27 protein-coding genes are annotated in these 25,822 nt (G+C 74.4%); 12 read left to right on the plus strand and 15 right to left on the minus strand.

The annotated features are described in order from the left end of the window. Positions 1–32: 32 nt before the first annotated feature. Together EV384_RS33250 and EV384_RS33255 are read right to left on the minus strand one after the other, a co-directional pair. Positions 33–1,580 carry a sensor histidine kinase gene (locus EV384_RS33250; protein WP_130339671.1) on the minus strand — a complete coding sequence of 516 codons (1,548 nt, stop codon included), beginning with the start codon at positions 1,578–1,580 and terminating at the stop codon, positions 33–35. Positions 1,581–1,605: 25 nt separating this feature from the next. Further along, entirely contained in the window at positions 1,606–2,637 is a 1,032-nt protein-coding gene (locus EV384_RS33255; protein ID WP_130340959.1) for an SIS domain-containing protein, read from the minus strand. Positions 2,638–2,821: 184 nt separating this feature from the next. Here EV384_RS33255 and EV384_RS33260 point away from each other — a divergent pair, with 184 nt between their 5' ends. Beyond that, the gene (locus EV384_RS33260) at positions 2,822–4,654 is read left to right on the plus strand and encodes a tetratricopeptide repeat protein (RefSeq protein WP_130339673.1); all 1,833 of its coding nucleotides are present in this window, start codon (positions 2,822–2,824) and stop codon (positions 4,652–4,654) included. A gap of 103 nt (positions 4,655–4,757) precedes the next feature. Here EV384_RS33260 and EV384_RS33265 read toward each other — a convergent pair whose 3' ends face one another. Continuing rightward, positions 4,758–6,347, minus strand: coding sequence for an MDR family MFS transporter (locus tag EV384_RS33265; RefSeq protein WP_130339675.1), 1,590 nt, complete (start codon positions 6,345–6,347; stop codon positions 4,758–4,760). Between the two features lie 112 nt (positions 6,348–6,459). On the opposite strand from EV384_RS33265, the gene EV384_RS33270 reads away from it, so the two are divergent. Next, positions 6,460–7,029, plus strand: coding sequence for a TetR/AcrR family transcriptional regulator (locus EV384_RS33270; RefSeq protein ID WP_130339677.1), 570 nt, complete (start codon positions 6,460–6,462; stop codon positions 7,027–7,029). A gap of 55 nt (positions 7,030–7,084) precedes the next feature. Here the strand turns inward: EV384_RS33270 and EV384_RS33275 are convergent, their stop codons facing one another. Continuing rightward, on the minus strand, positions 7,085–7,594 hold the full coding sequence (locus EV384_RS33275) for a GNAT family N-acetyltransferase (protein ID WP_130339679.1): 510 nt from the start codon (positions 7,592–7,594) through the stop codon (positions 7,085–7,087). Then, positions 7,591–7,806 (minus strand): biotin/lipoyl-binding carrier protein, encoded by a 216-nt coding sequence (locus EV384_RS33280; protein WP_130339681.1) that lies wholly within the window; start codon positions 7,804–7,806, stop codon positions 7,591–7,593. Before EV384_RS33280 ends, EV384_RS33275 begins: the two co-directional genes overlap by 4 nt. Positions 7,807–8,044: 238 nt before the next feature. On the opposite strand from EV384_RS33280, the gene EV384_RS37500 reads away from it, so the two are divergent. Beyond that, positions 8,045–8,119 carry a 50S ribosomal protein bL37 gene (locus EV384_RS37500; RefSeq protein ID WP_369814844.1) on the plus strand — a complete coding sequence of 25 codons (75 nt, stop codon included), beginning with the start codon at positions 8,045–8,047 and terminating at the stop codon, positions 8,117–8,119. 118 nt (positions 8,120–8,237) lie between these two features. On the opposite strand, the gene rsrA is transcribed toward EV384_RS37500, so the two are convergent. From rsrA to EV384_RS33305, 5 genes are all read right to left on the minus strand, one after another. Beyond that, positions 8,238–8,525: a mycothiol system anti-sigma-R factor gene (gene rsrA / locus EV384_RS33285; RefSeq protein ID WP_130339683.1), complete on the minus strand. Its 288-nt coding sequence runs from the start codon at positions 8,523–8,525 to the stop codon at positions 8,238–8,240. Between the two features lie 2 nt (positions 8,526–8,527). Next, entirely contained in the window at positions 8,528–9,343 is an 816-nt protein-coding gene (locus EV384_RS33290) for a sigma-70 family RNA polymerase sigma factor (protein WP_130339685.1), read from the minus strand. A gap of 261 nt (positions 9,344–9,604) precedes the next feature. Next, on the minus strand, positions 9,605–10,222 hold the full coding sequence (locus EV384_RS33295) for an alpha/beta hydrolase family protein (RefSeq protein WP_130339687.1): 618 nt from the start codon (positions 10,220–10,222) through the stop codon (positions 9,605–9,607). A gap of 168 nt (positions 10,223–10,390) precedes the next feature. Beyond that, on the minus strand, positions 10,391–10,786 hold the full coding sequence (locus tag EV384_RS33300; protein WP_130339689.1) for a WhiB family transcriptional regulator: 396 nt from the start codon (positions 10,784–10,786) through the stop codon (positions 10,391–10,393). Positions 10,787–10,995: 209 nt separating this feature from the next. Continuing rightward, on the minus strand, positions 10,996–11,706 hold the full coding sequence (locus EV384_RS33305; RefSeq protein WP_130339691.1) for an SOS response-associated peptidase: 711 nt from the start codon (positions 11,704–11,706) through the stop codon (positions 10,996–10,998). A 101-nt stretch (positions 11,707–11,807) separates the two neighbouring features. Between EV384_RS33305 and aroA the strand changes: the two genes are divergently transcribed. From aroA to EV384_RS33325, 4 genes are all read left to right on the plus strand, one after another. Next, positions 11,808–13,109: a 3-phosphoshikimate 1-carboxyvinyltransferase gene (aroA, locus tag EV384_RS33310; RefSeq protein ID WP_130339693.1), complete on the plus strand. Its 1,302-nt coding sequence runs from the start codon at positions 11,808–11,810 to the stop codon at positions 13,107–13,109. Between the two features lie 132 nt (positions 13,110–13,241). Continuing rightward, positions 13,242–14,240: a ribosome small subunit-dependent GTPase A gene (gene rsgA, locus EV384_RS33315; protein ID WP_242624403.1), complete on the plus strand. Its 999-nt coding sequence runs from the start codon at positions 13,242–13,244 to the stop codon at positions 14,238–14,240. 28 nt (positions 14,241–14,268) lie between these two features. Continuing rightward, entirely contained in the window at positions 14,269–15,078 is an 810-nt protein-coding gene (hisN, locus tag EV384_RS33320) for a histidinol-phosphatase (RefSeq protein WP_130339697.1), read from the plus strand. 60 nt (positions 15,079–15,138) lie between these two features. Further along, complete coding sequence (locus EV384_RS33325) at positions 15,139–16,086, plus strand: hypothetical protein (RefSeq protein ID WP_207232714.1); 948 nt, start codon at positions 15,139–15,141, stop codon at positions 16,084–16,086. Here EV384_RS33325 and EV384_RS33330 read toward each other — a convergent pair. Beyond that, positions 16,041–17,243 (minus strand): glycosyltransferase, encoded by a 1,203-nt coding sequence (locus EV384_RS33330; protein ID WP_130339701.1) that lies wholly within the window; start codon positions 17,241–17,243, stop codon positions 16,041–16,043. The two genes, EV384_RS33325 and EV384_RS33330, sit on opposite strands and share 46 nt — an antisense overlap. Positions 17,244–17,491: 248 nt before the next feature. On the opposite strand from EV384_RS33330, the gene EV384_RS33335 reads away from it, so the two are divergent. The 3 genes from EV384_RS33335 to EV384_RS33345 all read left to right on the plus strand — a co-directional run bounded on the left by EV384_RS33335 (position 17,492) and on the right by EV384_RS33345 (position 19,950). Then, entirely contained in the window at positions 17,492–18,493 is a 1,002-nt protein-coding gene (locus EV384_RS33335) for an SDR family oxidoreductase (protein ID WP_130339703.1), read from the plus strand. 56 nt (positions 18,494–18,549) lie between these two features. Beyond that, entirely contained in the window at positions 18,550–19,275 is a 726-nt protein-coding gene (locus tag EV384_RS33340) for an ATP-binding protein (protein WP_242624404.1), read from the plus strand. A gap of 102 nt (positions 19,276–19,377) precedes the next feature. Continuing rightward, positions 19,378–19,950, plus strand: coding sequence for a DUF5709 domain-containing protein (locus tag EV384_RS33345; protein ID WP_130339707.1), 573 nt, complete (start codon positions 19,378–19,380; stop codon positions 19,948–19,950). Here EV384_RS33345 and EV384_RS33350 read toward each other — a convergent pair. Next, positions 19,947–20,585: a response regulator gene (locus tag EV384_RS33350; RefSeq protein ID WP_130340960.1), complete on the minus strand. Its 639-nt coding sequence runs from the start codon at positions 20,583–20,585 to the stop codon at positions 19,947–19,949. The two genes, EV384_RS33345 and EV384_RS33350, sit on opposite strands and share 4 nt — an antisense overlap. Before the next feature lie 38 nt (positions 20,586–20,623). Next, complete coding sequence (gene macS / locus EV384_RS33355; RefSeq protein ID WP_130339709.1) at positions 20,624–21,748, minus strand: MacS family sensor histidine kinase; 1,125 nt, start codon at positions 21,746–21,748, stop codon at positions 20,624–20,626. A 121-nt stretch (positions 21,749–21,869) separates the two neighbouring features. On the opposite strand from macS, the gene EV384_RS33360 reads away from it, so the two are divergent. Then, positions 21,870–22,373, plus strand: a complete 504-nt coding sequence (locus EV384_RS33360) for an ATP-binding protein (protein ID WP_130339711.1) — start codon at positions 21,870–21,872, stop codon at positions 22,371–22,373. On the opposite strand, the gene EV384_RS33365 is transcribed toward EV384_RS33360, so the two are convergent. Continuing rightward, positions 22,354–23,292 (minus strand): ribose-phosphate diphosphokinase, encoded by a 939-nt coding sequence (locus EV384_RS33365; protein ID WP_130339713.1) that lies wholly within the window; start codon positions 23,290–23,292, stop codon positions 22,354–22,356. The genes EV384_RS33360 and EV384_RS33365 overlap by 20 nt on opposite strands. A gap of 64 nt (positions 23,293–23,356) precedes the next feature. Between EV384_RS33365 and glpK the strand changes: the two genes are divergently transcribed. Continuing rightward, a complete protein-coding gene (gene glpK, locus EV384_RS33370) occupies positions 23,357–24,841 on the plus strand; it encodes a glycerol kinase GlpK (protein ID WP_130339715.1) in 1,485 nt (494 codons plus the stop codon). On the opposite strand, the gene EV384_RS33375 is transcribed toward glpK, so the two are convergent. Then, entirely contained in the window at positions 24,842–25,675 is an 834-nt protein-coding gene (locus EV384_RS33375) for a phosphoribosylaminoimidazolesuccinocarboxamide synthase (RefSeq protein WP_130339717.1), read from the minus strand. Positions 25,676–25,822: the final 147 nt, after the last annotated feature.

The following is a 25,822-nucleotide window of genomic DNA, read 5'->3' on the forward strand; positions in this document are numbered from 1 at the left end:
ACCACCCCGACGCGGCGGCAGGGCGCGGCCGGTCAGGGGGTGAGGCGGTCGGCGGAGCCGCGGGCGAGGGGGACCACCAGCACGGCCTCGGTGCCGCCGGTGGCGCCGTTGCGCAGCTCGATGGTGCCGCGGAGTTCGCCGGTCACCAGCGCCCGGACGATCTGCAGGCCGAGCCGGCCGCCGCGTTCGGCGTCGAACTGCTCGGGCAGGCCGCGACCGTTGTCGGCGACCGAGACGTGCAGCTGCTTGCGGAACCGGTGCGCGGAGACCACCACCTCGGGCTTGCCGCCCCCCTCCGCGACGACCGCGCCCTCCTCCCCGGCGGGCGGGAAGCCGTGCTCGACGGCGTTGAGCAGCAGCTCGTTGAGGACCATCACCAGCGAGGTGGCGATCTCGGCGGGCAGCACGCCGAAGCTGCCCGTGCGGCGCATGCCGACCGTCACCTCGGTCGCCGCGACCTCGGTGGCCGCGCTGGCCACCCGGTCGACGATGCCGTCGAACTCGACCGCCTCGTCGCTGGACATGGAGAGCGTCTCGTGCACCAGGGCGATCGAGGCGACCCGGCGGACCGACTCCTCCAGGGCGACCCGGGCCTCGGGCATGGAGACCCGGCGGGCCTGGAGGCGGAGCAGCGCGGCGACGGTCTGGAGGTTGTTCTTCACCCGGTGGTGGATCTCCCGGATGGTGGCGTCCTTGGTGATCAGGGCGCGGTCCCGGCGGCGTACCTCGGTGATGTCGCGGACCAGCACCAGCGCGCCGATCGGCACGCCGGCCGGCATCAGCGGCAGCGCCCGGGTGAGCATGGTGGCGCCGCGGGCGTCGATCTCCCGCCGGGGCGGGGCGTCCCCGCGCAGCGCGGCCAGGATGGCGTTCGCCGCGTCGGTGCCCTCCAGCGGGTCGCCGGCCAGCCGGCGGTGCAGCTTGGCCAGGTCCTCCCCCACCAGGTGCGAGGCGTAGCCCAACCGGCGGTACGCGGACTGCGCGTTCGGGCTGGCGTAGGTGACCTTGCCGTTGGCGTCCAGCCGGACCAGGCCGTCGCCGACCCGGGGCGCGGAGGTGGTCTCGCCGGGGTGCCGGGGCGGCGGGAACGTGCCGTCGGCGATCATCTGGGCCAGGTCGTCGGCGGTGGTCAGGTAGTTCAGTTCGAGCTGGCTGGGCGTGCGGGCGGTGGAGAGGTTGGTGTCCCGGCCGACCACCGCGATGACCTCGCCGTTCTCTCCGTCGGCGGTCCGCAGCCGCACCGGGATCGCCTCGTGCCGGGCGGGCACGTCGCCGTACCAGACCGGGTCGCCCTCCCGCCAGATCCGGCCCTGCCGGTGGGCCACCTCCAGGTGGGCCACCTCCGGACCGCCGACGATCCGCCCGACCTGGTCGTCCAGGTATGCGGTGGGGGCGGTCGTCGGGCGGACCTGGGCGACGCAGAGGAACGTCCCGTCGCCGTCCACCGGCACCCAGAGCAGCAGGTCGGCGAAGGAGAGATCGGACAGCAGCTGCCAGTCCCCCGCGATCCGGTGCAGGTGGTCGATGTCGGCCGGGCGGAGCTGGGTGTGCTCCTCGGCGAGGTCGCGCAGCGTGGACACGAGACACAGCGTGCCACGCCGGAGGTCACATCGTCGCGGTGACCTTCTTCAGCCCGCGCGGGGCGTCCGGGTCCTCGCCCCGAGCCAACGCCAGGGCCAGGGCGAGCCGCTGCAGCGGGAGGATGTCCAGCAGCGGGGCGTACCGCTCGTCGACCTCGGGGACGGCCATCCGGGTGGCGCCCTCGACGTCGGCGGAGCCGACCACCACCACGTCGGCGCGGCGCTCGCCGAGCCGGGGCAGCACCTCCCCCATCGAGCGGCCGCCGGGGCCGGAGCCGACGACGGCGAGCACCGGGACGTCCGGGTCGGTCATGGCCAGCGGGCCGTGCAGCAGGTCGGCGCCGGAGAAGGCGAGGGCCGGCAGGTACGAGGTCTCCATCAGCTTCAGCGCCGCCTCCCGGGCGGTCGGGTACGCGTACCCCCGGCCGGTGGTGACGAGCTGGGCGGCGAACCGGTAGCGCGGGGCGAGCTGGGCCGGGGTGGGGTCGGCGAGGGTGCGCTCGGCCAGCTCGGGCAGGGCGCCGAGGGCGGCCCGCTCCTCGGCCGGCAGCACCCCGTCGCCGGCGCGTACCCCCTCGACGAGCATCAGCAGCGCGAGCAGCTCAGCGGTGTACGTCTTGGTGGCGGCGACGGCCCGCTCGTGCCCGGCGGCGATGTCGACGGCGAGTTCGGCGGTCTCCACCAGCGGGGAGTCGGGCGCGTTGGTGACGGCGAGGGTGAGCGCGCCGGAGGCCCGGGCCACCCGGAGCACCTCGGCCAGGTCGGGCGAGCCGCCGCTCTGGCTGACCCCGACGACCAGGGCGTCGGAGAGGTCGGGCCGGGCGCCGTAGACGGTGATCGCGCTCGGCGAGGCGAGGCCGGCGGGAAGGCCGAGCCGGATCTCGGTCAGGTACGCCGCGTAGAGGGCCGCGTGGTCGGAGGTGCCGCGGGCGGTGAAGACCACGTGCCGGGGGCGGCGCTCGGCGATCACCGCCGCCACCCGGGCGATCGCCCCGGCGTGCTCGGCGGAGAGCAGGCGGTCGTAGCCGGCCGGCTGCTCGTCGATGTCGGCGGCCATGCCGGCCCCTGGACGGGTCACGGAGAACTCCCCTCTGCGCGATCGCCGCGCGATCGGTGCTCAGTCTTGCATCTTTGCGTCTATCCGAGCAACGTAACGAACAGCAATGCGCAGTGGATCACCGAATCGACGCACCATCCCCTAGGCTTGCCCGGCTGGCGAACCGACGCACCGAGAGGACGACGTGCCCGACGGAACGGACGACTCCGCGCGCTCGGCGGAGGGGGAGCTCACGCTCGCCCGGCTGGCGCTGGGCGACGGGGATCTCCAGCACGCGGCCGACCACGTCGCCGCCGCGCTCGTCCAGGCCCCCACGCTGCCCGAGGCGCACGAGACCCTGGCCCGGGTCGCCGCGGCCAGCGGTGGCGACCTGGATCTCTTCCCGCTGGGACACCACACATTCGTCGGCGCGGTGGTGGCCCGCGCGCACCTGCTCGCCGCCGCCGGACGGCCGGCCGAAGGACTCGACCTGCTCGCCGCGGCCACCGGCTACGCGCCCGCCGCCAACTGGGCGGGCGTGCCCTGGGTGACCGCCCCCGAGCTGCCCGAACGCCTCGAACCCGAGCGGACCGCCCGGATCCTCATGCAGCTCTGCGCGGCGGTGCCCGACCCGGTGCCCCGGCGACTCCGCGACCCGCTGCGGCCGTACCTCACCCTGGCCCGCAACGCGGTCACCGTGCACCCCGCGCACGCGCTGCTGCTGGGCGCGGCGTCCGCGCTGGCCCGGCGGATCGGCGAGGTCGCCCTCGCCGTCACCTGGGCCGCCCGGGGGGTACGCGCGGAGCCGACGAAACTCGGCGAGGTCTGGCTCGGGTACGCGTACCGCAGCGCCGGCCGGACCCGCGACGCCCTGGCCGCGCTCGGCCGCGCCGTCGAACACGATCCCGACGACCTCGCGGTCTACGCCGACATCGCCGGCACGCTCGCCGACACCGGCCGGCTCGACGAGGCGCTCGACTGGATCGACCGGGCCCTCGCCCGCGACCCCGCCTTCGACTGCGCCGTGCACACCGCGCACCGGCTGCGCTTCCAGCGCGACGGGGACGTGGCGCACCTGGTGGCCCTCGCGGACTTCGTCCGGGACCACCCCGACGACAGCCACGAACACGGCGACCTCGCCGAATGCTGCCGCAGCCGGCCCTGGCTGGGGCAGGTCACCCCGGCCGGCGGTCCGATGCTGGACGCGCTGCGGCAGGCCCTCGCCGCCGAGGGCGCCGCCCGGCTCGCCGTCCGGCTGGACGCGCTGGAGCCGCCCAGCGCGATGCGTACCGTCGCGGCGGCCGTGCCCGGCCTCGACGTCGAGGTCGCCGAGGTGGCCGACCCGGACCCGCGCGAGCCCCGCCGGGCCACCGCCTGCCAGCTCTGGCGGTACGACGGCACCACCGCCGCGCCCACCCTGCCGGTCCCGTCGACCGAGGCGGCGGAGCGCGTCCGGCAGCTCGCCCACCCGGCGTGGCCGCACCCGCCGGCCGCGTACGACGCCGCGGTCGGGCTGGCCACCCTGGAGCTGACCGACCTGCTCGGCCTGCTGGTGCACCCGCCCGAGGCGCCGCCGACCGCGCTGGGCCGGGTGCTCGCCGGCCAGGACCCCTCGCTCTGGGTGCGCTGCGTGCAGGTCTGGGCCTGCCTCGGCCTGCTGCACCACCGCACCGACGAACCGTGGGCGGAGTCCACCCGGCGGCGGGTGCTGCTGGAGCTGGTCTGGGGCGTGGAGGACTGGATCACCGAGGCGGCGCTCTTCGCCCTGGTCACCGCCGCCTGGGTCGACCCCGCGGTACGCCCCGACGTGGCCCGGGTGGTGGCCGAACGCATCGCCGACGTGGCGGCCGTGTCCCGCGAGCGCCGGGTGCCGATCGCCACCTCCGTGGCCCACCTCGCCCTCGCCACCCCGGCCCTGGACGAGACGACCGCCGCGCTGGCCCGCGAGCTGATCTCCGGCCCGCCCGCCGAGACCCGGCGCGCCGGCGCCCTGCGCCGCCTCTGGCGCCACCTCACCGCCCCCTTCCGCCGCCCCTGACCCTCCCCGGGTGCCGGCAACCCGGATCCGGGGCCGGCCGATCCGGGAATGCGGCGCGGCCACGCCGTACCCCGGTGGGGTCGGCGTGGCCGCGGAGCGTGCGTCAGGCGACCGGGGCCTTGCCGAGGGCGACCTCGGCCTGCTCCTCCGGCGTGGCGCCAGCGGGCGGGGCGTCGTTGGTCGACCGGAGCGGGACCTCCTTGATGAACCAGGCGAGCACCGGCACGGCGATGGTGAAGACGACCGCCCAGAAGAAGACGTGCGAGATGGCGTCGGAGAGGCCGCCGAGCACCAGCTCGCGCGTCTGCGCCGGCAGCTGCTTGAGCTGCTCCAGGTCCATCCGGCCGCCCTCGCCGCCACCGCCGCTGAACGCGGCGCCGGCCGCGGAGTCGGCGAGCCGGTTGGCGAAGATCGCGCCGAAGAGCGAGATGCCGAACGAGCCGCCGATCGACCGGAAGAAGGTGGCCGCGCCGCTCGCCGCGCCGAGGTCCTTCTGCTCGACGCTGTTCTGCGCGATCAGCATCGAGGTCTGCATGAGGAAGCCCATGCCGACGCCCAGCACGATCATGTAGAGCGACGACTCGGCCTTGCCGGTGTCGACCTCGAGCCGGGTCAGCAGCGCCAGGCCGGCGGCCATCACGACGCCGCCGGCGATCGGGAAGATCCGGTACCGGCCGGTCTTGGTGATCGCCCGGCCGACGACCAGCGAGACGACGAGCATGCCGAACATCAGCGGGAGCAGCAGCAGGCCGCTGTTGGTGGCCGAGGCGCCCTGCACGGTCTGCTGGTAGAGCGGCAGGAAGTTCATCGCGCCGAACATCGCGAAGCCGAGCAGGAAGCCGATCACCGAGATGAGGGCGAAGTTGCGGTTGGCGAAGAGCCCCAGCGGCAGGATCGGCTCGGCGGCGCGGCGCTCGACGACGGCGAAGACGACCAGGGCGACCAGCGCGAGGACGGCGAGGCCGAGGATCTGCGGGGAGGTCCAGTCGTACTCGTTGCCGCCCCACGTGGTGACCAGCACGATCGCGGTGATGCCGACGGAGAGCAGCGCGGCGCCCACCCAGTCGATCTTGTGCTCGGTACGGTACTTCGGCAGGTGCATGGTGGTGGCGAGGACCAGCAGGGCGATGCCGCCGAGCGGCAGGTTCACGTAGAACGCCCAGCGCCAGGAGAGGTTGTCGGTGATGAAGCCGCCGACCAGCGGGCCGGCCACCATGGCGATGGCCATGATGCCGGCGATCATGCCCTGGTAGCGGCCCCGCTCGCGGGGCGGCACCAGGTCACCGATGATCGCCATCACGCCGACCATCAGGCCGCCGGCGCCGAGGCCCTGGACGGCGCGGAACGCGATCAGCTCGATCATGCCGTTCTCGGCGCCGCCGAACATGCCGGAGCCGGACATGCCGCAGAGGGCCGAGCCGATCAGGAAGATCACCACGGAGGTGAGGAAGACGGCCTTGCGGCCGTACAGGTCGCCGAGCTTGCCCCAGATCGGGGTGGAGACCGTGGTGCCCAGCACGTACGCGGTGACCACCCAGGTGAAGTGGTCGACGCCGCCGAACTCGCCGACGATCCGCGGCAGCGCGGTGCTGACGATCATGTTGTCGAGCATCGCCAGCATCATGGCGATCATGAGGCCGAAGAGCACGACCCGGACGTTGGGTCGCGCTGTCGCCTGCATTTCCTGAGTCATGGGTAAGCTCCCCCGGAGATGTGTCGCACTTACTTGCCGCCCGGCTAGTCACCTTACTAGCCGCACGGTAAGTTGGACAGCAGGAACCCGTCAAGTGAGTTAGGTGGTGCAGGTGAGGGAGAGCACAGGCGGCACGCGGGAACGCATCCAGGCCGTCGCGCTGGAGCTCTTCACCGAGCAGGGGTACGAGAAGACCTCGCTCCGGGAGATCGCCGAGCGGCTGGGCGTGACCAAGGCCGCCCTCTACTACCACTTCAAGAGCAAGGACGAGATCGTCAACAGCTTCGTCGAGGACCGGCTGCGCCGGATGGACGAGCTGATCGACTGGGCCCGGTCGCAGCCGGCCACCCTGGCCACCCGCCGGGCGCTGATCACCCGGTACGCCGACGCGATGTTCGACAGCGAGCAGCCGTCGGTGATGCGCTTCTTCGAGCAGAACCAGACCGTGCTGAAGAGCCTCGCCGCCGGGATGCAGATGCGGGAGCGGATGCTGGGCCTCGCCGACCAGCTGTGCCGGGGCGACGACTCGCCCGCCGCGCAGCTCCGCGCCGCGCTCACCCTGTTCGCCGTGCACAGCAGCTGGTTCGCGGTACGCGCTCCGCACATCACCGACGAGGAGCGGAAGAAGATCGCCCTCGAGGTCGCCGACGAGCTGCTGTCGAAGATCGGCGAGGCCGGCTGACCCGGCCGGCCACCGGGCGGCACGGCTCCCGCCGAGCCGGCCGGTACGGGCGCCGTCAGCCGCCGGCGAGGTCCAGCCGGAGGCCCAGCAGCTCCACCCCCGGCAGCGGGGACCAGTCCTTCTCCGGCACCCGGACGAAGCCCATCCGCTCGTAGAGCCGGTGCGCCGCGACGGCCATCCCGCTGCGTACGCAGATCACCACCGCCGAGCAGCCCAGCTCGGTCGCCCGGGCCACGCAGGCCCGGACCAGCACCGCCCCGGCGCCACGGCCCTGCGCGGCCGGGTCGACGGCGAGCATCCGGAACTCCGCCTCGCCGGGGCCGGAGAGCTCGGCGTACGGGGTGCCGGCCAGCACGAAGGTCACCGCGCCGAGCACCTCGCCGGTCTCCCCGTCGACGGCGACCAGCACCTCGCCGGTCTCCGCCCGGGTGGCCACGTCGGCGAGCACCACGGCGTACCCGTTCTCGCCCTTGAGCTGCCCGTCGGCCTCGTAGGCGGCGACCGTCAGCCGAGCCACCGCCGGGTGGTCGGCCGGGTCGGCCCGACGGACGGTGAGGCCGGTCAACCGATCACCGCGATCAGGTCACCGTCCTGCACGACGTCACCCTCGTTGACCGCCATCTGCTGGACGACGCCGTCCGACTCGGCGATCACCGGGATCTCCATCTTCATCGACTCCAGGATCACCAGCGTGTCCCCCTCGGACACGGTGTCCCCGGCCGACGCAACGACCTTCCAGACGTTCGCCACCATCTCGGCGCGGATCTCCTCGGCCATGTGACGGCCCTCCCTCTCCACCGGTGTGCCTGCGAACGGTATCCAATCATGACCCGGGTCACCGCCGGGCGCGGAGCGGCCACCACGCCGCTTTTGCCCCCGCCGGACCACGGGCGACGCCACCCGCACTAGCATCAGCTCCGTCGGTCCCCGGACGCCCGGAGGACCGGAGGACCGGTACGCGACCTCCGCCGCGCTCGCCCGCGGTCGGACCGTGACCAGCACAAGGAGGCACAGTATGGCGAAGAAGTCCCGCAAGAAGAAGGCCCGTAAGAAGAGCGCCGCGAACCACGGCAAGCGCCCCAACTCCTGATCGTCGGCGGGCGCGCCCGCCTCGAGGATCAGCAGCTCCCCCGGCCCCGGCCGGACAGACCGGTGGCCCGGGTCGAATCGACCCGGGCCACCGGTGTTGTCAGGTCAGTGCGGCGTGCTCAGTCCGCCAGCTCGCGGGACTCGGTGCTCTCGAAGACCACCAGCTCGGTGAGGCGTACCCGCAGCCGCTCGCGCAGCTGCTCCGGCGCGGTCTCGTTGCCGCAGCACCGCGCGACCAGCGCCTTCACCTCCTGCTCGATGCCGTACTCGCGCAGGCAGGGCCCGCACTCGTCGAGGTGGTGGCGGATCAGCGTCCGGCGCTCGTCCGCGCACTCCAGATCCAGGTAGAGGTAGACCTCCGCGAGCACCTCGCGGCAGTCCGTCTCGTGCGGCTCTCCACAGCTCACGGTCACACCTCCCGGCCGGCGGCGGCGGTCGAACCCTTCGACGACGACGGCGCGGCGCTGAAGCCCCGCTCCGCGGCGTACTGCTCGAGCAGCTTGCGCAGATTACGTCGGCCGCGGTGCAGCCGCGACATCACGGTGCCGATCGGCGTGGCCATGATGTCAGCGACCTCCTTGTAGGAGAAGCCCTCGACATCGGTGAGGTACACCGCCATGCGGAACTCCTCCGGCAGCTGCTGGAGGGCCTCCTTGACGTCGCTGTCCGGCAGGCGGTCCAGCGCCTCGGTCTCCGCCGAGCGCAGCCCGCTGGAGGTGTGCGACTCGGCCTCGGCCAGCTGCCAGTCGGTGATCTCCTCGGTGGGCGCCTGCACGGGCTGGCGCTGCCGCTTGCGGTAGGTGTTGATGTAGGTGTTGGTCAGGATCCGGTAGAGCCAGGCCTTCAGGTTCGTGCCCTGCTCGAACTGGTGGAAGGCCGCATACGCCTTCAGGTACGTCTCCTGGACCAGGTCCTCGGCATCCGCCGGGTTGCGCGTCATCCGCAGCCCGGCAGCGTAGAGCTGATCGACGAAGGGCATCGCGTCCCGCTCGAAACGGGCCCTGCGCTCGTCCGTCTTCTCGGTGGTCAACCGCACATCCCCTCGCGTCGGATGCTTTCCCGCCGAGGATACGCGTACGGACCTGCCCGCAGATTCAGTTCCGGTCGGTGTGCTGGTGCTCACCGTGGCCGACGCCTCAGCGGGCCACTCCGGCGCGTCCAACAGCCGCCTCAGCTGCCGCGCGTCCCGTTCGTCCCGCTCCCGGCTCCGTGTCTCGGTCGGCACCGGTCACCCCCCTCGGCTGGAAATGTCGTCCAGAGGTAGTAACCGCGCCGTCGGGCGACACATTCCGTCGCCCCCGCCGTTCCTGGTCCCGGCCCCGGCCGCGACCGGCGCTGGGACCAGGAAGGGCCTGGGAGGATGGCCCCGGACCGCCCGAACCGGACGTCCGGCACCATCCCTAGCAACGACCCGCCGCCACCACCGGTCACGCTCGGTGCGGTCTCGTCGGCGTCCGCCCGCCACGATCGCCCCCGCCGGGTCCGCTCAGCGGGGTGTCCAGCCCCGCCCGCGCAGCCAGTCGCGCACCACCGCGGCCGTGGCCGCCGGGTCCCCCCGCAGGTCGTGCCGCTCACCCGGACGGAGCACCACCTCGACGCCCGGTCCCGGCTCCGGCACCCCGAAGGGGTCCCGGTCGCCGTTGACCACCAGGGTGGGCAGCCCGGTCGCCAGCTCGTCGGCCCGCGAGCGCTCCGGACGCCCCGGCGGGTGCAGCGGGAAGGCCAGCGCGACGATCCCGCTCGCGCCGACCGCCGTGGCGGTACGGCAGGCGACCCGGGCCCCGCTGGAGCGCCCGCCGACCACCCAGCCGGAGACGGTCGGATGGCGCTCCCGGAGCGCGGCCAGCACCGCCGTCCACGCCTCGTCGAGGTGCCCGGCCGGCGCCGGCGCGCGTCGACCGGCGACCCGGTACGGCTGGGTCACCCGGATCACCGCCACCCCGGCGGCGGTCACCGCGTCCCGGACGGCGAGCAGGTCCGGGGCGTCCACCCCACCGCCCGCGCCGTGCCCGAGCACCAGCGCGGTGGTGACGGGACCGGTCGGCAGGTCGGTGTCGACCCGGGCCGGTCCGCGGGGGGTGTCGATCTCGTCGCTGTGCCGCACCGGCCCATTCTCCGCCGGCCCCGCCCGGCCGGTCCGCAGGCCGCACCGCCGGACCCGGTCCGGAAGCGGAGCACGGCACCGCCCCGACCGGAGGCGCGAGACCCGGAAACGACGGCGCCGCCCGCCTCCAGGGTTGCGAGGCGGGCGGCGACGGCCTGCCCGATCGGCTCAGCGACTGAGCGGCACCAGGGTGAGCAGGCGGTCGCGGACCGGCGGACCGGCCTCGTCGACCGCGTCCGGATCCGGCTGCACCTCGCTGCGCCAGGCGACGAGCATCGCCCGCCGTTCGCGCGGTGTGGTGCCGCCCCAGACGCCGTGGCAGTCGCCCACCTCCAGCGCCCAGGCGAGGCAGGAGCCCTGGACATCACAACTGCGGCAGAGCGCCACGGCCGAATCGGCCGGCTCGTTGGGTGCCGGAAAGAACGTCTCCGGGTCCACGCTCTGGCAGGTCCCTCTGGTCCGCCACGCCTCGTCGTGTCGCCGCTCGCGCAACGCCCGCAGCAGTCGCGGATCTCGTCGTGCGGCGGCCACCTCGTGCGGGCGGGGCATACGTGCCCGTGTCAAATCCACCCACCTCCCCCGTGGGACCGGCAAGATCACAAGGATCGATGGGTGCCATCCGCCCCGTGCGAATCGACGCCCACCGCCGGCGCTGTGTTCTATCGCACTTGCCGAGGCGGGGACAAGACTCTGCGGTAAAGATGGCTAAACAGCCGGGCGACGTTTCAGGCGCAACCCTGGCAAATCCGCACACGACAATGTGCCGACGGTGATCAGAACAGCGTCAATTCCGGGTCGGTCTCCGGGCGGGCCAGCGGAACCCGGACGGTCAGGCCGGGGCCGTCGTTGCGGACGTCACCCACCGCCGGGGAGACCGGCCGGATCTCCAGCCCGGCGAGCCAGGCCGTCGACGGCGGGGCGAGCAGCGCGGCGGGCTCGTCGGTCGGGGCGAGCCAGGCGGCCCAGCGTTCCCGGGGCAGCAGCAGCGGCATCCGGTCGTGCACCTCGGCCAGCTCGCCGACGGCCGCCGTGGTGAGCACGCTGAAGGTGAGCAGCGGGCTGCCCGTCGCCTCCCAGACCGACCAGATGCCGGCGAAGGCGAGCACCGACCCGTCCGTCGGCGTCATGTAGTAGGGCTGCCGGCGACCGCCGGGCTCCCGGACCCACTCGTACCAGCCGTCGGCGGGGAGCAGGCAGCGGCGGCGGGCGAAGGACGGGGCGTAGGCCCGGCTGGTGGCGATCGTCTCGGCCCGCGCGTTGATCATGCGGGCCGCGCCGGTGGCGCTGCGGGACCAGTGCGGGACCAGGCCCCAGCGGCCGACGGAGAGCGCCCGGTGCCCCTCCGGCGCCAGCCGGACCAGCGGCACCAGGTCGGTCGGGGCGACGTTGAAGTCCGGGCCGACCGCGCCGCCGGTCTCGTCGTACGACTCGAACAGCGCGCTCAGGTCGCCCGCGCTCCGGGTCGTCGCGTACCTCCCGCACATGGCGCAACGCTAACGCGCCGCCGGCCTCCCGGCTGTCCCGCCAACCGGGAGTGGGCCCGGCGGCCGGCTCCATCCGCCGTCGGACTTGGCAGAATGTGACCGTGGGGAATCTGACCGCGACCCGGCCGCCGCAGCCGTGGACCGCACCGACCGCCAGCGATCCGGTCGCCACGACGCTGCGCCTGCCCGGTTCCAAGTCGATGACCGCGCGGGCCCTGGTGCTCAGCGCGCTGGCCGGTGGCCCGTCGACGCTGGGCGGGCCGCTGCGCGCCCGGGACACCGAGCTGATGGCGGGCGGGCTGCGCGCCCTCGGCGCGCACATGTCGATCTCCGACGACGACCGCTGGCTGGTCCGGCCGCACCGGCTGGTCGGCCCCGCGCACGTCGACGTCGGCCTGGCCGGCACGGTGATGCGCTTCCTCCCGCCGGTCGCCGGCCTGGCCGAGGGGCGGGTCACCTTCGACGGCGACCCGCAGGCCCGGGTCCGCCCGCTCGGCCCGCTGATCGGGGCACTGCGCTCCCTCGGCGTACGCATCGACACCCCGGCCACCGGCAGCCTGCCGCTGACGGTCCTCGGCGCCGGCCGGGTCGCCGGCGGCGAGGTGGTCATCGACGCCTCCGCCTCCAGCCAGCTCGTCTCCGGGCTGCTGCTGGCCGCCCCGCGGTTCGACCGGGGCGTGGTGGTCCGGCACGAGGGCCCGCCGGTCCCCTCCGCGCCGCACCTGCGGATGACCGTGCAGATGCTCCGCGCCGCCGGGGCGGCGGTCGACGACAGCGTGCCCGACGTCTGGACGGTCGAGCCGGGGCCGCTGAGCGGGCGCGGCTGGGAGATCGAGCCGGACCTCTCCGGCGCGGTGCCGTTCTTCGCCGCCGCGCTGGTCACCGGCGGTGAGGTGACCCTGCAGGGCTGGCCACGCAGCAGCATGCAGCCCGTCGAGCAGCTCCGCGCGCTGCTGCACCGGATGGGCGGCGAGGTGACGCTGACCACCGGCGGGCTCACCGTCCGCGGCACCGGCACCGTGCACGGCCTGGACGCCGATCTCTCCGACGTCAGCGAGCTGACCCCGGTGCTGACCGCGCTGGCCATGCTCGCCGACTCACCGTCCCGGCTGACCGGGGTCGGGCACATCCGGGGGCACGAGACCGACCGGATCGCCGCGCTGGCCCGGGAGTTCACCGCGCTCGGCGCGGACATCACCGAGTCGGCCGACGGGCTGGAGATCCGCCCCCGCCCGCTGCGCGGCGGGACCTTCCGGACGTACGCGGACCACCGGATGGCGCACGCCGCCGCGGTGACCGGGCTGGCCGTACCGGGCATCGAGGTGGACGACGTGGCGTGCACCTCGAAGACCATGCCCGAGTTTCCGGCACTATGGTCAGGAATGGTGACCGGCAAGAGCTGACGCGACAGGGGGCAGGTCCTGGCGACCAAACGGCGCGAGTACGACGAGGACGACGTACGGGTCCGACCCGGGAAGCCCTCGCGCCCGCGTACGCGCACCCGCCCGCTGCACGCCGAGGCGGTCGACGGTTTCGTGATCGCCGTGGACCGGGGCCGCTACACCTGCGTACGACCGGACGCCGGGCCGGACGACCCGACCATCACCGCGATGCGGGCCCGCGAGCTGGGCCGCAAGTCGGTGGTGGTGGGCGACCGGGTCGGGCTGGTCGGGGACACCTCCGGCGCGCCCGGGGCGCTGGCCCGGATCGTCCGGATCGCCGAACGCGGGTCCGTGCTGCGGCGCACCGCCGAGGACGACGCGACCACCGCCGAGGGGCGGCTGGAGCGGGTCGTGGTGGCCAACGCCGACCAGTTGGTGATCGTCAGCGCGCTGGCCGACCCCCCGCCGCGCACCGGGTTCATCGACCGCTGCCTGGTGGCCGCGTACGACGCGGACATCGAGCCGCTGCTCTGCCTGACCAAGGCGGACCTGGCCGGCCCGGAGGCGGTGCTCGGCTACTACACCGAGCTGGAGCTGCCGTACGTGCTGATCCGTCCGGATTCGGACCTGGACGCGCTGCGCGCGTTGCTCGCCGGCCGGATCTCGGTCCTGGTGGGGCACTCCGGGGTCGGCAAGTCGACGCTGGTCAACCGGCTGGTGCCGGAGGCCGCGCGGGCGGTCGGCGTGGTCAGCGCGATCGGCCGCGGCCGGCACACCTCGACCAGCGCCGTGGCGCTGCGGCTGCCGCCCACGCCCGGGGCGAAGGGCGACCCCGGGTGGATCGTCGACACCCCCGGGGTGCGCAGCTTCGGGCTGGCGCACGTCTCCGCGGAGAGCCTGCTGCACGGCTTCCCCGACCTGGTGGAGGCGACGGTCGACTGCCCGGCGAACTGCCAGCACACCGCCGATGAGGCGGACTGCGCGCTGGACGCCTGGGTGGCCGCCGGCAAGGCCGACCCGCGCCGGCTGGCGTCGTACCGCCGGCTGCTGGCCTCCCGCAGCGGCGAGGGCGACGCGCGCGGGGAGGCCGAGCACCGCGGGCCCGGCGAGGGTGACCAGCGCGGGCCGGACGCGCCGCCCGCCGGATCCTGACCCGGCGGCCGCCACTACCGTTTCCGGCATGACCGGGTACGCCGACGACCTCGCTCTCGCCCACCTGCTCGCCGACACCGCCGACGCCATCTCCATGGCCCGGTTCCGCGCCCTCGACCTGCGGGTCGAGTCGAAGCCGGACCTGACCCCGGTCTCCGACGCGGACACCGCGGTCGAGCGGGAGATCCGCGCCCTGCTGGCCGGGCACCGGCCGGGCGACGGCCTGCTCGGCGAGGAGTACGGCGAGCAGCCGGCCGCCGGGCCCGGCGGGCGGCGCTGGGTGATCGACCCGATCGACGGCACCAAGAACTTCGTCCGGGGCGTGCCGGTCTGGGCCACCCTGATCGCCCTGCTCGAGGGGGACCGCCCGGTGCTCGGCCTGGTCTCCGCCCCGGCGCTGGGCCGCCGCTGGTGGGCCGCGACGGGCGCGGGCGCGTACGCCGGCCCGGACGCCGCCGCCGGCACGCCGATCCGGGTCTCCGGGGTCCGGGACCTCGCCGACGCCAGCTTCTGCTACTCGTCGCTGACCGGCTGGGAGTCCGCCGGCCGACTCGACGCGATGCTCCAGCTCATGCGGGACACCTGGCGCAGCCGGGCCTACGGCGACTTCTACGGCTACATGCTGCTGGCCGAGGGGGCGCTGGACGCGATGGTGGAGCCGGAGCTCTCGCTCTGGGACGTCGCCGCGCTGGTGCCGATCGTGACCGAGGCCGGCGGCACCATCACCGATCGGGCCGGTCGACCGGCGCCGGCCGGCGGGGAGAACAGCGCGATCGCCACCAACACCCTCCTCCACTCCGACATCCTGAGCCGGCTCGGAAGGCCAGCCGCGCGCTGACCCACCGGTTGCCTCTATCCTCGCCAGGTGGTGTCCTCCGGTTGGTGCTTCCTCGCGGCGATGATCGTCGCGTACGGCTTCGCCAACCTGCTCCAATCCGTCGCCGCGGCGCGGACCACCGTGCACCACACCTTCGACCCGGGGCTGCTGCTGCGGCTGGCCAGCCACCGGACGTACCTGGTCGGGCTGTTCTGCCAGGTCACCGGCTTCGTGCTGGCCTTCCTGGCCCGCCGGGACCTGCCGCTCTTCCTGGTCCAGGCCAGCGTGGCGGCCGGGCTCGGGGTGACCGCCGTGCTCGGGGTGCTGGTGCTCAAATGGCGGCTGCCGGCCGCCGAGGTGGCGCTGCTGGCGCTGCTCTTCGGCGGGATCACCGCGCTGGTGCTGGCCGCCCAGCCGGCGCCCTCACGGCAGCTTGGCCCGGCCGCGCTGATCGGCCTGGCCGCGGCGCTCGGGGTGATCGCCATAGCCGGCTTCTTCGCGGCCCGGCTGCACGGCGCGCCCGGCTCGGTGGCGCTGGGCTCGCTGGCCGGGATGGCGTTCTCCGCCGCCGCGGTGGCCGCCCGCCCGCTGGCCTCCGCGGACTCGGTCGAGGCGTTCGTCCGGAACCCGCTGCTCTACCTGCTGATCGCCCACTCGGTGGTGGGGCAGCTGCTGCTCGGCCTGGCGATGCAGCGGGGCTCGACCACGGCCGCGGTGGCCGCGATGGACGCCGCCGGGGCGGTGCCCGCGGCGGTCATCGGCCTGCTGCTGCTCAACGACCGGATCTGGCCGGGCCGGGAATGGCTGGCCGCGGTCGGTTTCCTGGTCACGCTGGCCTCGGTGGTGGGCCTCACCCGGTACGCCGAACCGCAGCACCACCACGCGGTCGCCCGCGAGCGGGAGCGCCTGATGATCGGCGCCGGCGCCGCCGCTGACCGCCCGGCCGTGAGGACCCCTCGGGCGACCGGCCCGCGGCAGCCGGCTCAGGCCGCCTCGACCGGCTTGCGGCGGCGGACCACCCGCTCGTAGAGCCGTTCCAACGCGCCGGCCGTCCGCTCCCAGGTGTAGCTGCACCGGACCCGGTCGACCGCCGCGTGCCCGTAAGCGAACCGCCCGGCGTTGTCGGCCAGCAGCCGGCGCAGGGTGACCCCGAGCGTGCGGACGTCCCCCGGCGGCACCAGCTTGCCGGTCACCTCGTCCACCACCGCGTCGGCGATGCCGCCCATCGCGTAGCCGACCACCGGCACGCCGCAGGCCATCGCCTCCAGCGACACCCGACCGGCCGACGAGTAGTGCGGCGTGCAGGCGACCACGTCGGCGGAGCGGTACCAGGTGGCCATCTGGTCGTGCGGCACCGCGCCGACCAGCTTCACCTGGTCGGCCACCCCGGTCCGCTCGGCCAGCTCCCGCAGCCACCGCACCTCGGCGTGGTCGGCCAGCTGCTCGGCGGGCGGCCCGCCGGCGATCACCAGCTCGGCGTCGCCGACCAGCCGCATCGCCCGGATCAGGTCCTCCTGGCCGTGGCCGGGCGACAGCCCGCCGACGGAGAGGATGCGGGCCCGCTGGTCCCGGGGCGCCGCCTCACCGTCGGGGTGGAACTGCCCGGTGTCGACCCCGGTCGGCACCATCGCCACCGCGGTGCGTTGCAGGCCCATCCGGGTCAGCTCGTCGACCTCGTCGTTGTTCTGCGCGACCGCGATGTCCACCGCCCGGGTCAGCGCCCGCTCCAGCGGGATCCGCTCCCCCGGCCCGTCGTACTGACCGCCGAGGTGGCGCAGCTGCTCGACGCCGAGCGAGTGGAAGGTCTGCACGACCGGAATGTCGGTCTCGCGTACGCCGTGGGCGGCGGCCAGGCCGCCGATCCAGTAGTGCCCGTGCACCACGTCCGGGGTCCAGTCGCCGGACCACCGCTCGGCCAGCCAGCGGCCGAACTCGGCCACGTGCGGCACCAGTGCGCCGGTGGGCAGCGGGATGGGCGGACCGACCGGCACCCGTTCCAGCCGGTAGCCGTCCGACTCGACGCACTCCGGCTGCCCCGCGGAGTCCCGGCGCTCGTAGACCCGTACGTCGTGGCCCCGGTCGGCGAGCTCGGCGGCGACCCGGGCGATGTGCTGGTGCGTGCCGACGATCGGACCGTCGACCTGCCTGGACGGGCCGGCGTGCGCGCATACAAGGCCGACGCGCATGGTGCACCTCCATGCGATCTAGCGAGCGGTGGGTCCTCCCCGGTCAGAGGGTCCCATTAACCCGGCCCTGGTGAGCCGAAACCTGGCAGATCGGGACCGGACCGGCGGAGCGGCCACGGCGGGACGCGCCCCGACGGGACGCGACCTTTCGTCGGCAGCGTGACAACTGCCCGGAACAGCCGGGGCGCAACCGTGATCCGGCAGACTCCGCCCGCATGACCCACCCGGACCGGGGGTACCGGCGAAGAATGCCTCTCACCCGCAACCTCGACGACGCCACGGTCGTCATCACCGGCGCCTCGAGCGGCATCGGTGCGGCGACCGCCCACGCGCTGGCCCGGCGGGGCGCCGACGTGGTGCTCGCGGCCCGCAGCGAGGAGGCCCTCCAGCGGGTCGCCGACCGCTGCCGGGAGCTGGGTGGGCGGGCGCTGGTGGTACCCACCGACGTGACCGACCCGGAGGCGGTGGAGCGGCTCGCCGCCCGGGCGGCGGCGGAGTTCGGCCGGATCGACGGCTGGGTGAACAACGCGGCGGTCAGCGCGGTGGGCCTCTTCGACGAGATCCCGGTGGCGGAGTTCCGGCGGGTGGTGGCGGTGAACCTGCTCGGCACGGCGTACGCGACCAAGGCGGCGCTGCCGTGGCTGGGCGCGGCCGGCGGCGGCGTCCTCGTCAACAACGCCTCGGTGCTGGCCGAGGTGGCGATGCCCTACCAGTCGGCGTACAACGCGACCAAGCACGGCATCCGCGGGCTGGCCGACACGGTGCGGCAGGAGCTGCGGGTGACCGGCCGGGGCAACATCTCCATCTGCACGGTGCTGCCGGCCACCATCGACACCCCGTTCTTCCGGCACGCCGCGAACCACAGCGGCCATGAGCTGACCCCACCGCCGCCGGTGTACCCACCGGAGGTGGTCGCGGAGACGATCGTGCGGCTGCTGCGCCGGCCGCGCCGGGAGGCGTACGCGGGTGGCGCCGCGCGGCTGATCGGTCTGCAGTGGCGGCTGGCGCCGGCGCTGGCCGAGCGGGTGCTCGGCTGGTACACCCACCGGACCCAGTTCGGGCCGGGCATCCGGCTGGACAGCACCGGCAACGTCTTCCGGGCCGACGCCGAGGCGGAGCGCTCCGGCGGCTGGCACGGACGGCGCCGGCAGCTGGTGCGGATGACCGCCGCCTTCGGCCTGGCGGCGGCCGGCACGGCGGTCGGCACGATGGCGGCGATGAACCGCCGGTCACGGACGGACCGCTCATGAACCGGACCGACCGGTCGGATGCGCGGCCCGGACCCGGCATGCACAATGGGACGATCATGCCGACGGACGTGCGATGCCTGGTGGAGACGGACGAAGCGTCCGCGGTCGTCAGGCTGACCGGCGTCCTCGATCTGGCCGGCGTCGACGGCGTCCGCGACGCGTTGCTGGCGCGGCTCTGGGCCCGGCCCGGCCCGGCGATCGCGGACCTCTCCCGACTCCGGGTTTCCGAGCCCGCCGCCCGGGCCGTCCTCGACGACGTGCGCGGCCTGGTGGACGACTGGCCCGCCTCCGACCTGCTGGTGCTGGATACGGCGGGCGCCCGGGAGGGGGCGCCGGTCCGGGCGACCCTGGACGAGGCGCAGGAGGCGCTGGCCGGCAGGCCGCTCGCGGCGGTGCTGAGCGCCGACCTGCCGGCGACGGTGGGCGCGGCCCGGGAGGCCCGGGCGCTGGTCACCGACGGCTGCGGCCGGTGGGGCGTGCCCGAGCTGGCGGAACCGGCGTGCATCGCGGTCACCGAGATGGTCAACAACGCGGTCGCCCACGCGCGCACCCCGATGACCGTCCGGGTGGCCCCGCAGGACAGCTCCCTGCACCTGGCCGTCCGGGACCACTCTCCCCGACCGCCCGCGTACGCCGGGCTCGCTCCGTTGACCTCCACCGGGGGGCGGGGCCTGCTGCTGATCGACACGGTCGCCCGGCGCTGGGGCAGCACTCCGTTGCCGGACGGCAAGGTCGTCTGGTGCGTGCTGCACGCCGAGGACGAGGCGGCCCACCGGAGCTGACCGGGCCGAGGCCCGGCCCGGCCGGGGCGTTTCTTCCCTTTGCTCCCGATCGCCGGCCCCCGATCCGGTTAATCCGGGCAGCGCAGTGGGTAGTGCTCAGCCATGCGCGACGACGAGTACCCGACCCCCCTGTCCGACCCCGAGGCGGAGGGGCTGCCCGACACCGCCGACGACGACTCGAGCGCCAAGGACGACGTCCTGACCGGCCGCGAGGCGGACGGCCCGGAGCCGGCCCAGCTGCCCGGGGACCGCACGCCGGTGGCGGTGGACCGGTTCGGGACCACCGCCGAGGAGCAGCTCGACGGCGAGTCGCTGGACTACAAGCTCCAGCGGGAGAGCTACGAGCGCCCCGCCGACGACCCGCTCGCGGGCCCGGTGGACCCGGACATCGCCGCCGAGGCGGACAGCGAGGAGGCCGCCGCGCAGGCCCAGCTCGACGCCGACGTGATCGACCCGGGCCCCACCTCCGACCCGCACTCGCCGGTCTCCCTCTACGACCACGGCCAGCTCGGCGCCGTCGCCGACCACCAGGTGGGCCGGCTGGTCGAGCCGGACGAGGGCGCCCACACCGACCAGGAGACCGACAACGTCGCGTACGACGCCGGCGCGGCCGGTGGCGGCGCGACCGCCGAGGAGCTGGCGATCCACGAGACCCGGCCGCCCGAGGCGCACTAGTCGTCCAGGCCCCGCTCGATCGCGTAGCGGGTCAGCTCGACCCGGTTGTGCAGCTGGAGCTTGCCGAGCGTGTTCTGCACGTGGTTCTGCACCGTCCGGTGGGAGAGCCCGAGCCGCTCGGCGATCTGCTTGTACGACAGGCCCTTGGCCACCAGGCGCAGCACCTCGGTCTCCCGTTCGGTGAGCCGGGGTGCTGAGTCGTCGGCGCCTCCGCTCGGCGGCCCGGCCGCCAGCCGGCGGTACTCCCCCAGCACCAGCCCGGCGAGCCCCGGGGTGAAGACCGGCTCCCCCGCGGCGGTGCGCCGCACCGCGTCGAGGAACTCCGCCGGCGCGGCCGACTTGACCAGGTAGCCGGTGGCGCCCGCCTTCACCGCGTCCAGGACGCTCTGCGGCTCGCCGCTGGCCGACAGCATCAGCACCCGCACCTCGGGCAGCGCCGCGCGCAGCCCGCGGATCACCTCGACCCCGGAGACGTCCGGCAGTTGCAGGTCGAGCACCACGACGTCGGGCCGGGCGGCGGCGGCCACCCGCACGGCCTGCCGCCCCTCGCCGCTGGTGGCCACCACCAGGTGACCGGCCTCGGTGAGGTCGCGGGCCACCCCCTCCCGCCACATCGGGTGGTCGTCGACCACCATCACCCGGACCCGGCCGTCCGGCCGGCCGGCCACGGCGCTCACCGCGCCTCCCGCGGCACGACCAGCTCGATCTCGGTGCCGGCGCCGGGGGCGGAGACGATCCGGACCTCCCCGCCCAGGTCGGCCACCCGACCGCGGATGGAGTGGGCCACGCCGAGCCGCCCCTGGGCCACGGCCTCGGCCAGCCGGCCCTCCGGGATCCCCGGTCCCTCGTCGCGTATCGAGACGGTCACCGTCTCCCCCTCGTCCTCGATCAGCACCCAGGCCCGCCCGCCGGCGTGCCGGGCCACGTTCTCCAGTGCCGCGCCGGTGGCGGCGGCCAGTTCCCGGGCGACCCGCGCGGGCAGCGGGACCGGCGTGGCGGGCGCGGAGACCGCGACCGTCGCCGTGGCGTACCGGTCGAGCAGGTTGCGCAGGTCCCGGCTGCCGCCGTCGTCGTCCGGGTCGCCGCCGGAGCGGCCGATCAGCGCCCGCAGCGCGGCCTCCTGCTCGCCGGCCAGCCGGGCCAGCTCGCCGCCCTCGCCGTCGAGCTGGGCGCCGCGCCGCTGCACCAGCGCCAGCACCTGGAGCACCGAGTCGTGGATGTCCCGGGCCAGCCGCTCCCGCTCCCGGGTCGCCGCCTCCAGCTCGACCGCCCGTTGCAGTCGCTCCTCGGCGGTCACCGCCAGCCGGGCGACGTGCCCGACCACCACCCCGGCGAGCAGCAGCAGGATCACCCCGGTCAGCGACGACTGGCTGATCCGCTCGCGGGTGGCCAGGTCGACGCCGCCGAGCACCAGGGCGGCGACCGCGCCCCGGCGGCGGCCGCCGGAGACCGCCCAGGCCAGCACCGGCCCGGCCAGCCAGGCCACGGTCAGGGTGGGCACGCCGGCGGCGAGCGCCGAGCGGCCCACCACCCAGGGGGTGGCCAGCATGATCGCCAGCACCACGCCGAGGTCGGCCACAAGCAGCGGCCAGCGTCGCCCGGCCGGGCGCGCGTAACCGGCCGCGGTCACCCCGGACCAGGCCAGCATCGCCAGCAGTACGCCGCCGGCGGCCAGCGGGTGGGCGTAGCGGTCGGCGTCGCGGAGGACCAGCACGCCGACGTACGCCAGCGAGGCGAACCGGAACACCGCGATGGACCGCCAGAGCGGGACCTCGAGGCCCCCGGGGGACGACGGCATGCGCGACACCATGCCACAGTCCGAAGGGACACCGGGGACAGCAGTGGATGCGGCTCGAGAAACCCTGACGTACGGTGGAAATGCCGCGAATAACTCCGAGATCCAGCGCCGGGACAGGGCCATGACGAACGCATCACCCCGCGCACCGCGTACGGTTGTGCCCATCGAATCCACCCTCCTCATCGCCGAAGCCTTCGATCAGGCACGGGCGACCGAGCTGCGACACTCGGTCACCTCCTGCGCGCACGCCGCCGGGCTCGCCGGCCAGCGGCTGGACGACTTCGTGCTCGCGGTCAACGAGCTGATCACCAACGCCGTGCGGCACGGCGGTGGCCAGGGCTGGCTGCGGCTGTGGCGGCAGGCCGGCGAGCTGGTCTGCGAGGTCGCCGATCACGGGAGCGGGATCAGCTCCCGGCAGCTCGACGACCGCAGCCGGCCGGCCCCGGACACCGCCGGCGGGTGGGGCCTCTGGCTCGCGCGGGAGCTCAGCGACACGATGGAGGTCGAGACCGGCGAGGCCGGCACGACCGTCCGGATCAGCGCCGCCCTCGCCTCGGCCGAGCACGTCGGCCCGCACCGCGCCGACCAGCCGCGGTCGGGGCCCGTCAGCCGAAGAGGGCGCTGACCGACTCGCCGTTGTGGATGCGCCGCATCGCCTCGGCCAGCGCCGGGGCCACCGAGAGCACCTCCAGCTTCGGCACCCGCTTCAGAGCCGGAATCGGCACGGTGTTGGTGCAGACGATCTCCAGCACCCCCTCCTGGTCGCTCAGCCGCTCCAGCGCGCCGCTGGAGAAGAGGCCGTGGGTGCAGGCCAGCCGGATCGAGCGGACGTTCCGCTCGCGCAGGTGCGCGATCAGCTCGATCACCGTGCTGCCCTTGGCGATCTCGTCGTCCAGCACGATCACGTCCCGGTCCGCCACGTCCCCGATCACCGTACTGATCTTGACCAGGTCGTCGCTGAACCGCTGCTTGGCGCCGGCCGCGACCGGGGTGCCGAGCATCCGGGCGAACGCCGCGGCCTCCTTGGCGTTGCCCAGGTCCGGCGAGACCACCACGGTGTTGCTCAGGTCGTACCCCTTGAAGTGGGCGGCGAGCTCGCGCAGCGCGTGCAGGTGGTCGACCGGGACGCTGAAGAAGCCGTGCACCTGCGGCGAGTGCAGGGTCATCGCGAGCACCCGGTGCGCGCCGGCCGAGGTGAGCAGGTCGGCCACCAGCCGCCCACCGATGGAGATGCGCGGGGCGTCCTTCTTGTCCGACCGGGCGTACGCGTAGTGCGGCAGCACCACGGTGATCCGGCCGGCGGACGCCCCACGGGCCGCGTCGATCATGAGCAGCAGCTCGACCAGGTGCTCCTGCACCGGCGGCACCAACGGCTGGATCAGGAAGACGTCACGTTCCCGGCAGTTCGCCTGCAACTGCACCTCCAGGCAGTCGTTGGCGAACCGGGACACCCGCACGGGGTGCAGCGGAACGTCGAGGTGGGCGCAGATCTCGGCGGCGAGGTCGGGATGGGCGGTTCCGCTGAACACGGCAATATCACGCACGCCTGTTGATCGTACGGATGGCCGGAGAGCGACGGCGGGCGCTCCCGGCGGGTACGGTGCTGCGGTGACCGGAGAGTTCGTCGCCGCCATCGACCAGGGCACCACCTCCTCGCGGTGCATCCTCTTCGACCGGGCCGGAGAAATCGTCGCCGTGGCCCAGCGCGAGCACCGGCAGATCTTCCCGCAACCCGGCTGGGTGGAGCACGACGCCGAGGAGATCTGGGAGAACGTCCAGCGGGTCGTGCTGGAGGCGCTGGAGGCCGCCGGCACCGGGCCGGACGGGCTCGCCGCGGTCGGCATCACCAACCAGCGGGAGACCACCGTGGTCTGGGACCGGGCCACCGGTCGGCCGGTGGCCCCCGCGATCGTCTGGCAGGACACCCGCACCGGCCCGCTGCTGCGCGAGCTGGCCGAGGCGTACGACGAGGAGCGGCTGCGCGTCCGCACGGGCCTCACCCTGGCCACCTACTTCGCCGGCCCGAAGCTGCGCTGGCTGCTCGACCACGTCGACGGGCTGCGCGAGCGCGCCGAGCGGGGCGAGGTCCTCTTCGGCACGATGGACAGCTGGCTGATCTGGAAGCTGACCGGCCGGCACGTCACCGACGTGACCAACGCCAGCCGCACCATGCTGATGGACCTGGAGACCCTCGACTGGGATCCGGAGCTGCTGGACGCGCTGCGGGTGCCGGCGGCGATGCTGCCGGAGATCCGCTGCTCGGCCGAGGTCTACGGCACGGCCGACGGGGTGCTCGCCGGGGTGCCGGTGGCCAGCGCGCTCGGCGACCAGCAGGCCGCCCTGTTCGGGCAGACCTGCTTCCAGCCCGGCGAGGCGAAGTGCACCTACGGCACCGGCAGCTTCCTGCTGCTCAACACCGGCGCCAGCCCGGTGGCCTCCCGGCACGGCCTGCTCACCACGGTGGCGTACCAGATCGACGGCCACCCGCCCGTGTACGCCCTGGAGGGCGCGATCGCGGTGACCGGCTCGCTGGTGCAGTGGCTGCGCGACAACCTGGGCCTGATCTCCACCGCCCCGCAGGTCGAGGAGCTGGCCCGCACGGTCGACGACAACGGCGGCTGCTACGTGGTGCCGGCCTTCTCCGGGCTCTTCGCGCCGCACTGGCGCAGCGACGCCCGGGGCGTCATCGCCGGGCTGACCGGCTACGTCACCAAGGGGCACCTGGCCCGGGCGGTGCTGGAGGCGTCCGCCTGGCAGACCCGCGAGGTGGTCGACGCGATGAACGCCGACTCCGACGTGGCGCTGCGCCGGCTGCGGGTGGACGGCGGGATGACCGGCAACGCGCTGCTGATGCAGTTCCTCGCCGACGTGCTGGACGTGCCGGTGGTCCGCTCCCGGATCACCGAGACCACCTGCCTCGGCGCGGCGTACGCGGCCGGCCTGGCGGTCGGCTTCTGGCCGGACCTGGCCACCCTGCGCGAGCAGTGGCGCTCCGACGCCCAGTGGACGCCGGAGATGGACCCGGCGCTGCGCGACCGGGAGCTGCGCAACTGGCGCAAGGCCGTACAGCGCACCCTCGACTGGGTGGACTGACTACTCCCAGCGGTTGCCGGTGAGCTTCTCGTAGACCTCGACGTACCGGGCCCGGGTCGCCTCGACCACCTCGGCCGGCACCTCCGGCGCGGGCGGCTGCTTGTCCCAGCCGCTGCCGGTGGCCCAGTCCCGGACGTACTGCTTGTCGTAGGAGAACTGGGCGCGGCCCGGCTGGTACGACTCGGCCGGCCAGAACCGGGACGAGTCGGAGGTCAGCACCTCGTCGGCGAGGACCAGGGTGCCGTCCGGCGCCCAGCCCAGCTCGATCTTGGTGTCCGCGACCAGGATGCCCCGGTCGGCGGCGATCTCCGCGCCGCGCCGGTAGACGTCGATGGTGATCTGCCGCAGCCGCTCGGCGACCTCCGCGCCGACCTTGTCGACGACCTCGTCGTAGGTGATCGGCTCGTCGTGCTCCCCCTTGGGGGCCTTGGTCGACGGGGTGAAGATCGGCTCGGGCAGGATCGACGCCTCGACCAGGCCCCGGGGCAGCTCGACGCCGGAGACGGCGCCGGTGCGCCGGTACTCGGCGAATCCGCCGCCGGTCAGGTAGCCGCGGGCCACGCACTCGACCGGGACCATGTCGAGCCGGCGGCAGCGGATCGCCCGGCCGGCGAACTCCGCCGGCACGTCGGTGGCGGAGATGACATGGTTCGGCACCAGGTCGGCGAGCTGCTCGAACCACCAGAGCGAAAGGGCGGTGAGCAGGCGACCCTTGTCCGGGATCGGGGTGGGCAGCGCCACGTCGTAGATCGAGATCCGGTCCGAGGCGACCAGGATCAGGTCGTCGCCGTCGGCGTAGACGTCCCGGACCTTGCCCGAGTGCAGAAGTTCCACGGCGCCTAGTACACCATGTGGTGGCGGGACGCCCGGTGGGACCACCGCGCATCCCGCCGGCCGGCGTCGCCCCGCCGCCGTACGGGCGCGGTCGACCCCGGCGTTGACACCCTCGGCCACGGCCTGTGTAAATGGTCCGTCCGCAGC

It is taken from the genome of Micromonospora kangleipakensis (genome assembly GCF_004217615.1).
GTDB lineage: Bacteria > Actinomycetota > Actinomycetes > Mycobacteriales > Micromonosporaceae > Micromonospora > Micromonospora kangleipakensis.

Coding starts and splice junctions, on each gene's coding strand:
- EV384_RS33255 (WP_130340959.1), bottom strand. CDS start 2,637: ATGGCCGCCGACATCGACGAGCAGCCGGCCGGCTACGACCGCCTGCTC.
- EV384_RS33265 (WP_130339675.1), bottom strand. CDS start 6,347: ATGACTCAGGAAATGCAGGCGACAGCGCGACCCAACGTCCGGGTCGTG.
- EV384_RS33280 (WP_130339681.1), bottom strand. CDS start 7,806: ATGGCCGAGGAGATCCGCGCCGAGATGGTGGCGAACGTCTGGAAGGTC.
- EV384_RS33305 (WP_130339691.1), bottom strand. CDS start 11,706: ATGTGCGGGAGGTACGCGACGACCCGGAGCGCGGGCGACCTGAGCGCG.
- hisN (WP_130339697.1), top strand. CDS start 14,269: ATGACCGGGTACGCCGACGACCTCGCTCTCGCCCACCTGCTCGCCGAC.
- EV384_RS33325 (WP_207232714.1), top strand. CDS start 15,139: ATGATCGTCGCGTACGGCTTCGCCAACCTGCTCCAATCCGTCGCCGCG.
- EV384_RS33330 (WP_130339701.1), bottom strand. CDS start 17,243: ATGCGCGTCGGCCTTGTATGCGCGCACGCCGGCCCGTCCAGGCAGGTC.
- EV384_RS33335 (WP_130339703.1), top strand. CDS start 17,492: ATGCCTCTCACCCGCAACCTCGACGACGCCACGGTCGTCATCACCGGC.
- EV384_RS33340 (WP_242624404.1), top strand. CDS start 18,550: ATGCCGACGGACGTGCGATGCCTGGTGGAGACGGACGAAGCGTCCGCG.
- EV384_RS33345 (WP_130339707.1), top strand. CDS start 19,378: ATGCGCGACGACGAGTACCCGACCCCCCTGTCCGACCCCGAGGCGGAG.
- EV384_RS33350 (WP_130340960.1), bottom strand. CDS start 20,585: ATGGTGGTCGACGACCACCCGATGTGGCGGGAGGGGGTGGCCCGCGAC.
- macS (WP_130339709.1), bottom strand. CDS start 21,748: ATGCCGTCGTCCCCCGGGGGCCTCGAGGTCCCGCTCTGGCGGTCCATC.
- EV384_RS33360 (WP_130339711.1), top strand. CDS start 21,870: ATGACGAACGCATCACCCCGCGCACCGCGTACGGTTGTGCCCATCGAA.